This is a genomic window from Nocardioides sp. (genome assembly GCF_004803405.1).
Classification (GTDB): Bacteria; Actinomycetota; Actinomycetes; order Propionibacteriales; family Nocardioidaceae; genus Nocardioides; species Nocardioides vastitatis.
Map to the genome: position 1 here is coordinate 27,122 of NZ_SSXI01000107.1, position 6,767 is coordinate 33,888.

Here is a 6,767-nt window from a genome sequence, read left to right on the forward strand (position 1 = left end):
GTGTAAACTAAACGCGTCAACCCAAATTCCCCCCGGCTTCCGAGGAGTCCCGTGCCGCACCTTCGCGTGCCTGTCACCCGCCGCGAACGCCAGCGAGAGGCGACCTACGACGAGATCGTCGCGGTCGCCGCCGACCTCCTCGACGAGGGCGCCGACCTCTCGCTACGGGCGGTCGCGACCCGGATGGGAGTGACCGCACCCGCCCTCTACCGGTACGTCGCCAACTACCAGCAGCTCGTCGACCTGGTCGCATTCGAGCTGGACAGGGCAGCGACCGCGGAGTGGAAGAAGGAGGTGGAGCGCTACCCGGAGACGGACCCCGCCGCGCGGCTCACGGTGGGCTGCGTCTGCTTCCGGCAGTGGGCACTCTCGAAGCCGCGCCAGTTCGCGCTGGTCTTCGCGAACCCGATCGCTGCGGCGGACACCGAACGCCGCGAGCTGCTGACCATCTCGACGTCAGGCCACTTCTTCACCGACCTGCTCTGGCAGATCTGGGAGCTCTACCAGTTCCCCTACCCGAGCCTGGACGAGCTCGACCCCGTGATCCAGGACGCCGTGCTCAACCCGCTGATCCCAGCGAAGGCGGAGCACATCCCACCCGAGGACCGAGGGATCCTGTGGCTCTACATGCGGTCGTGGTCCGCGCTCTACGGCGTCGTGACGCTCGAGTCCACCGGCCACTGCGACCCGCGGGTGATCGAGAGCGGCCAGCTGTTCCGCGCGACGCTCCTGGACTGGCTGGAGCCGCTCGGCCTGGACGGCGAGCGGGAGCGGCTGACCCGGATCCTCGACGAGGAGATGTCCCGGCACCGGTCCTCGGACGGCTAGCCCGCCAGGACCTCGCGCACCCACGCCGGGACGAGGTCCCCCGCGCGGCCGTGCCGGGCCTCGTGGAAGAGGTGGCTCCCCTCGCTCGGCTCGAGATTGAGCTCGAGCGTGCGGGCGCCGTACATCAGTGCGTGCTGGACGAAGCCTGCCGCCGGGTACACCGCCCCGGACGTGCCGATCGATACGAACAGGTCGGCCTTCGACAGCGCTGCTGCGATCCGGTCCAGCTCGTAGGGCATCTCCCCGAACCAGACCACGTCCGGCCGCAGGTCTGCGACGCCGCAGCCGGGACAGCCTGGCTCGGAGACCAGCTCGCCGTCCCACGCGTAGCGCCCGCCACAGGTTCGGCACAGCGCCTTGAGGAGCTCGCCATGCATGTGTAGGACGTGCCGCGAGCCGGCCCGCTCGTGGAGGTCGTCGATGTTCTGGGTGATGACCAGCAGGTCCTCGCCGACGGCCCGCTCCAGGTCGGCGAGCGCCTGGTGCGCCGGGTTGGGCGCGACCCCGGCCAGGGCGGCGCGGCGGGCGTCGTAGAAGCGCTGGACGGTCGGCCGGTCGCGCTCGAAGGCCTCCGGTGTCGCGACGTCCTCGACGTGGTGCCCCTCCCACAGCCCGTCGGCGTCGCGGAACGTCGGCACGCCGCTCTCGGCGGAGATGCCGGCACCGGTGAGTACGACGAGCTGAGGCACGGCGCCCACGGTAGTGGCCCCGCGGGGCGGGTCTCGCCGGTCGAGCATGTGGCCCTCCGCCCGTGCTCGACGCGCCCCGGTCAGCGACCGGTGCTCGAGGCCCACGGCAGCGCGGCGGCACGGCGGACGTTGGCCAGCTGGTTCGGCGGTCGAGGCGGATCTTGCCTGTCGCCCCGTAACTTCGCGTCCGGAATGGGTACCGAACCGAGAACTTCGAGGAATCGAGGAGGGGTGAGCATGGGAACCTGTGAGGTCTGCGGGAACGACTACGACAAGTCCTTCGAGGTGATTGCAGCGGGGGATCAGCACACCTTTGACAGCTTCGAGTGTGCGATCCACAAGATGGCGCCTGTCTGCGAGCACTGCGGATGCTCGGTGATCGGACACGGCGCCGAGGTGGACGGGCGGTTCTACTGCTGCGCCCACTGCGCCGGCGCTGCCGAAGGTTCCGTCCAGGTCAGGGATCGCGCCTGACCCGCGGGCTCGCAGCCGAACAATGGTGAGCCGCAGCCGCCGACGAGCCCCCGGTTGCCGCGATGAAGATGTCGCTGATGGCGAGACCGTAGGCGCGGCGGTCATCTCGGCGTGCTGCGAGAAGCTCCAGGAGGCGCCGGGGTAGCCGAGGATGAGGGTCTTGCGGTCGACCCGGCAGGGCGGGCCTGCAGCGGCCGGACCAACTCCTCCGCGGCATTCCGAGGCGCGAACAGATCGTCGCGATGTTCCCCAGCCCCAGTCGATCCCAGCCTTAGTCCGCCGGGCGGTACAGGGCCGTCATCCGACCTTGCGGATCGAGCCGCGCCAGAAGTGCGTCCCCCAGCTCTGCAAGCTGGCGCACCTGCTCGGGAGTGAGCCCGCCGATGACGTTCTTGCGCACGTTGGCGACGTGTCCGGGCGCGGCCGCGACCACAGCGCCCCAGCCCGCAGCGGTAAGTCGGGAGTTCGTGGCGCGCGCGTCCTTGGGACACGGGAATCGCTCCACCAGCCCACGCTCTTCAAGCCGTCGTACGACGTGGGAGAGCCTGGGGAGCGTCGCGCTGGTCCGCTGGGCGAGCGAGGTCATCTGCAGAGTGCGCTCCGGTGCCTCCGAGAGCATCGCAAGGACGACGTACTCGTAGTGACTCAACCCGGCGTCGCGTCGCAGCTGCGAGTCCAGCACGCCAGGCAGCAGCTCCGTGATCGCGATCAGCCGCAGCCACGCAGCCATCTCGTCTGCGTCGAGCCAGAAAGCATCCATGTTCCCATCCTATGCCAATAGTTGACGCGACAACCGTCCCCGACCTAGGGTTAGTTGAAGCAACAACCACCCTTCTCGGAGAGCCTCGACATGGCAGACCTCAGCACTATCGGCAACGGCAACACGGGACAGGCGATCGCCGCAGTGGTGGGGCGGGGCAGGCACACCGTCCAATTCCTCGGCGTGTCCGACGCCCCGACCACGGCCACTGGCGACATCGCCGTGCTCGCCGCGCGCCCGATGCCGAGTGGTCGCGAAGGCCTGGGGCACCCCGCACCCATGGCTTGACACCCGGCTGAACCGCCGCGTCGTCATGGCCTTCGGCCCGCGCGACACCGAGGAGCTCGAAACCATGGCCGGCATCGTGGCGGCCAGCCACACCTACGCCACCGCCGACTGACCCTCCCGCGCCGCAACGGTGCAACACACCGGCGCACAACCATCCGCACCACATCACCAACGAAGGAAGCAGATGAAGCTCGGACACCCCCTCCCGACACCCGCCGTCGACCTCGGCCTGCTGCTGGCCCGCGTACTGATCGGCATCGTGTTGATCGCCCACGGCTGGCAGAAGTTCGCCACCTACACCCTCGACGGCACCGCACAGTCCTTCGACCTGATGGGCGTGCCGGCTCCGCAGGCCGCCGCAGTCTTCGCCGCCGTGGTCGAGCTCGCCGGCGGCACTCTCCTGCTCGTTGGACTCCTCACGCCGGTCGCCGCCGCACTCGTGGTGCTCGACATGCTCGGCGCATTCTGGTTCGCCCACCGAAGCGCCGGCGTCTTCGTGGCCGACGGTGGCTGGGAACTGGTCGCCGTGATCGCCGCGCTCGCGGTCGCCGTCGCAGCCGCCGGCCCGGGTCGGGCAAGCCTCGATCACGCGATCGACCGGAAGATCGCCGCCTGACCCAGCGCCCAGCGACGTCGTCGAGGCCGCAGCAGCATTGCCTGCCGCGGCCTCGACGCCATCCGAGGACTGGTGGCTGGACGCGAACACGTCGGCCTCAGCTCTGGGCCGCTTCGCACACAATCAGCGGCTCAAAGCAAACGGCCATTGAGGCCACTTCGAGTGCGCAAACACTGCGGACTGTCTGTGGACCCGGGGGCGCGGTCCAAGGGCTCTGGCCTGCGGAGACCCCGATTCAGTAGTACCAGGGGTAGGGCGACCAGTCCGGCTCGCGCTTCTCCAGGAACTGGTCACGCCCCTCCTGCGCCTCGTCGGTCATGTAGGCCAGCCGGGTCGCCTCGCCGGCGAAGAGCTGCTGACCGACGAGCCCGTCGTCGAGCAGGTTGAAGGAGTACTTGAGCATCCGCTGGGCGGTCGGGCTCTTGCCGTTGATGATCCGGCCCCACTCCAGGGCGGTCGCCTCGAGGTCGGCGTGCGGAACGGCGCGGTTGACGGTGCCCATCCGCACGCCGTCCTCGGCGGAGTACTCCTCGGCCAGGAAGAAGATCTCGCGGGCGAACTTCTGCCCGACCTGGCGGGCGAGGTAGGCCGATCCGTAGCCGCCGTCGAACGAGCCGACGTCGGCGTCGGTCTGCTTGAACCTGGCGTGCTCAGCACTGGCCAGGGTCAGGTCGCTGACGACATGGAGGCTGTGTCCGCCACCCGCAGCCCAGCCGGGGACCACGCAGATGACGACCTTCGGCATGAACCGGATCAGCCGCTGGCACTCCAGGATGTGCAGCCGAGCGAGCTTGGCCTTGTCGATGGCGCTGGGCTCCTCGGCGCCGGTGTCGGCGCTGCGGTCCCGTGACGGTTGCTGCGCAGCATCCTCGACCTCCGGAAGGGCCTCGTACTGGTAGCCGGCCTTCCCGCGGATCCGCTGGTCCCCACCGGTGCAGAAGCTGCGCTTGCCGTTCTTGGCGCTCGGCCCGTTGCCGGTGATGATCACGCAACCCACGTCGGCGCTGGTGCGCGCGTGCTCGAGGGTGCGGAGCAGCTCGTCGACGGTGTGCGGCCGGAACGCGTTGAGCACGTCGGGTCGGTCGAACGCGATCCGCACCGTGCCGTGCGCCTTCGCGCGGTGGTAGGTGAGGTCCGTCAGGTTCCCGAAGCCCGGCACCTCGTCCCAGGACTCGGGGTCGAACGTCTCCGACACGCCTTCGATCGCACTCATGGACCCGAACGCTAGCCGCTCCTGTGCATGAGTCGACCGGCAGTATGGCGCGTCGGAATAGCGACTGCGGCCCTCTCCTTCTAGCGGCATGACACTTCAGGGCGAGTACGAGCCGAGCACGGCGCAGTGGGTCCGGGACCAGGTGGCGGCGTACGAGGCCTCCGGCGGTCGTGAGGCGAACACCCTCCGCAGCTCCCGTGACCCGATCGTGGTGATCACCTCGGTCGGTGCGAAGTCCGGCAAGCTCAGGAAGAACCCGGTGATGCGGGTCGAGAAGGACGGCAGGTACGCCGCGGTGGCGTCGTACGGCGGCCGGCCGGATAACCCGACCTGGTACGCCAACTTCCTCGCGCACCCCGTGGTGGACCTACAGGACGGACCCGAGCCGAAGCCGTACGCCGTGCGTCTCGCCGAGGGTGGGGAGCGGGCGGAGTGGTGGGACCACGCCGTCAGGACGTGGCCGACCTACGCGTCGTACCAGGAGAGGACCGACCGCGAGATCCCGGTGTTCATCCTGGAACCGATCGAGGACTGACCGGCGACCCCCGTCTCGCCGGGCAGGACCTCCCAGCTCGGCGGCTGGAAAGTCCCAACTCGCGCCTGGGGAAGTCCCAACTCGCGGGTCAGGCGTTGGCGATGGTGACGGCCAGACCGCACAGGTGTCCGAGGCGGGCGATCTCCGACTCGGCGAACTCCGGCCCGCCGCGGCGGCCGATCACGACGATCTCGTTGCCGTCGAGGCGGGCGGCCGCGAAGAGGGTGACCTCGCCGTCGGGGGACTCGAGGCGCTGCGGCGCCTCGATCTCGACGAACTCGAACTCGTCGGGCGCCGCGCTGGTGCCGTAGACGACGCCCTTGGCGCGGTGCACCCGGGCACCCCAGTCCGCGCGGAACGTCGCGGGCAGCAGGTCGACCAGCTTGTCGAACGCGGTTCCGGGCGAGGCGGTGAGCTCCTCGACCGCCTCAAGGTCCATGACCAGGTTCCCGCCGGCCGGGTAGCGGCTGACCCACAGCACCTCTACCCCGTCCAGCGCGCTGCACGCCGAGACCACGGAGTCCGGCATCATGCCCTGCTCCAGCTCGAGTAGAACGTCGTCGACCGCGGTGCCGTCGCTGCGCTTCTCGACGATCTCGATCGCCTCGATGTCACCGCCGGCCATACCGATGGCCGTCGCCACGCGACCCAGCGAACCAGGGACGTCAGGCAGCTTCACGCGCAGCAGGAACGGCATGATCCTGACACTAACCCGGCTCGGTTTCGCGCTCGTTGCAGGCCCATGCGCTGGGCGCGGCGACGAGGTGCTACGTGCCCGAGAGGCGTTGCCGCAGGCCCGTCGCACGCTGGGCGGTGGTCGCGACAGCGGCGCGTACGGCGGCCTCGGAGCCGACGACGCGCACGCTCTGCTGGGCGCGGGTGACCGCGGTGTAGAACAGCTCACGAGTCAACAGCGGGGAGTCGGGATCGGGCAGCAGCACGGTCACGTCGGCGGCCTGGCTGCCCTGGCTCTTGTGCACCGTCATCGCGTGCAGCGTCTCGATGTCGCCGAGCCGCGACGGCGCGAACGACGTCAGCCGGCCGTCGGCCATCACCACGCGCAGCCGCTCTCCCTGCTCCGGGTCGGTGTCCACCACGGTGAGCCCGGTGTCGCCGTTGAACAACCCGAGACCGTAGTCGTTGGCGGTCACCAGAACCGGTCGGCCGGCGTACCACTCGTGGCCCCACGCGGCGCCGACCGGACTGCCGGTCGCCTCGCCGAGCCATCGCTCCACCTGGTGGTTCCAGTGCGCGACCCCCCACGGTCCCTCACGGTGGGCGCAGAGCAGCCGGTGCCCGTCGGCGGCGCGTACGGCGGCGGCCGGATCGGTCCCGATCGCGGCCGCCCGGACGGCGACGGCGTG

Annotated in this window: 10 protein-coding genes; 5 read left to right on the plus strand and 5 right to left on the minus strand. The window is 69.9% G+C overall.

What is annotated here, in order from left to right:
* The first annotated feature begins 51 nt into the window (after window positions 1–51).
* Complete coding sequence (locus E7Z54_RS07945; protein ID WP_136432618.1) at window positions 52–828, plus strand: TetR/AcrR family transcriptional regulator; 777 nt, start codon at window positions 52–54, stop codon at window positions 826–828.
* On the opposite strand, the gene E7Z54_RS07950 is transcribed toward E7Z54_RS07945, so the two are convergent.
* Entirely contained in the window at window positions 825–1,517 is a 693-nt protein-coding gene (locus E7Z54_RS07950) for an NAD-dependent deacylase (RefSeq protein WP_240769578.1), read from the minus strand. The two genes, E7Z54_RS07945 and E7Z54_RS07950, sit on opposite strands and share 4 nt — an antisense overlap.
* A 237-nt stretch (window positions 1,518–1,754) precedes the next feature.
* Between E7Z54_RS07950 and E7Z54_RS07955 the strand changes: the two genes are divergently transcribed.
* Entirely contained in the window at window positions 1,755–1,991 is a 237-nt protein-coding gene (locus E7Z54_RS07955; protein WP_136432622.1) for a hypothetical protein, read from the plus strand.
* 271 nt (window positions 1,992–2,262) lie between these two features.
* On the opposite strand, the gene E7Z54_RS07960 is transcribed toward E7Z54_RS07955, so the two are convergent.
* A complete protein-coding gene (locus tag E7Z54_RS07960; protein ID WP_136432624.1) occupies window positions 2,263–2,751 on the minus strand; it encodes a MarR family winged helix-turn-helix transcriptional regulator in 489 nt (162 codons plus the stop codon).
* A 247-nt stretch (window positions 2,752–2,998) separates the two neighbouring features.
* On the opposite strand from E7Z54_RS07960, the gene E7Z54_RS23055 reads away from it, so the two are divergent.
* Window positions 2,999–3,151: a hypothetical protein gene (locus E7Z54_RS23055; protein ID WP_168798221.1), complete on the plus strand. Its 153-nt coding sequence runs from the start codon at window positions 2,999–3,001 to the stop codon at window positions 3,149–3,151.
* A gap of 72 nt (window positions 3,152–3,223) precedes the next feature.
* Window positions 3,224–3,655 carry a DoxX family protein gene (locus E7Z54_RS07965; RefSeq protein ID WP_136432626.1) on the plus strand — a complete coding sequence of 144 codons (432 nt, stop codon included), beginning with the start codon at window positions 3,224–3,226 and terminating at the stop codon, window positions 3,653–3,655.
* Window positions 3,656–3,890: 235 nt separating this feature from the next.
* Here the strand turns inward: E7Z54_RS07965 and E7Z54_RS07970 are convergent, their stop codons facing one another.
* The gene (locus tag E7Z54_RS07970; RefSeq protein ID WP_136432627.1) at window positions 3,891–4,868 is read right to left on the minus strand and encodes a 1,4-dihydroxy-2-naphthoyl-CoA synthase; all 978 of its coding nucleotides are present in this window, start codon (window positions 4,866–4,868) and stop codon (window positions 3,891–3,893) included.
* 88 nt (window positions 4,869–4,956) lie between these two features.
* Between E7Z54_RS07970 and E7Z54_RS07975 the strand changes: the two genes are divergently transcribed.
* Window positions 4,957–5,403, plus strand: coding sequence for a nitroreductase family deazaflavin-dependent oxidoreductase (locus E7Z54_RS07975; protein ID WP_136432629.1), 447 nt, complete (start codon window positions 4,957–4,959; stop codon window positions 5,401–5,403).
* A gap of 88 nt (window positions 5,404–5,491) precedes the next feature.
* Here E7Z54_RS07975 and E7Z54_RS07980 read toward each other — a convergent pair whose 3' ends face one another.
* Window positions 5,492–6,091, minus strand: a complete 600-nt coding sequence (locus E7Z54_RS07980; protein ID WP_417621006.1) for an amino acid-binding protein — start codon at window positions 6,089–6,091, stop codon at window positions 5,492–5,494.
* Between the two features lie 79 nt (window positions 6,092–6,170).
* On the minus strand, window positions 6,171–6,767 hold a 597-nt coding region (locus E7Z54_RS07985; RefSeq protein WP_168798222.1), incomplete at its 5' end, for an ATP-binding domain-containing protein.

Bases quoted from the DNA above. Each gene is read 5' to 3' on its own strand.
- E7Z54_RS07955 (WP_136432622.1), top strand. From the start codon at position 1,755: ATGGGAACCTGTGAGGTCTGCGGGAACGACTACGACAAGTCCTTCGAG.
- E7Z54_RS07960 (WP_136432624.1), bottom strand. From the start codon at position 2,751: ATGGATGCTTTCTGGCTCGACGCAGACGAGATGGCTGCGTGGCTGCGG.
- E7Z54_RS07970 (WP_136432627.1), bottom strand. From the start codon at position 4,868: ATGAGTGCGATCGAAGGCGTGTCGGAGACGTTCGACCCCGAGTCCTGG.
- E7Z54_RS07965 (WP_136432626.1), top strand. From the start codon at position 3,224: ATGAAGCTCGGACACCCCCTCCCGACACCCGCCGTCGACCTCGGCCTG.
- E7Z54_RS07975 (WP_136432629.1), top strand. From the start codon at position 4,957: ATGACACTTCAGGGCGAGTACGAGCCGAGCACGGCGCAGTGGGTCCGG.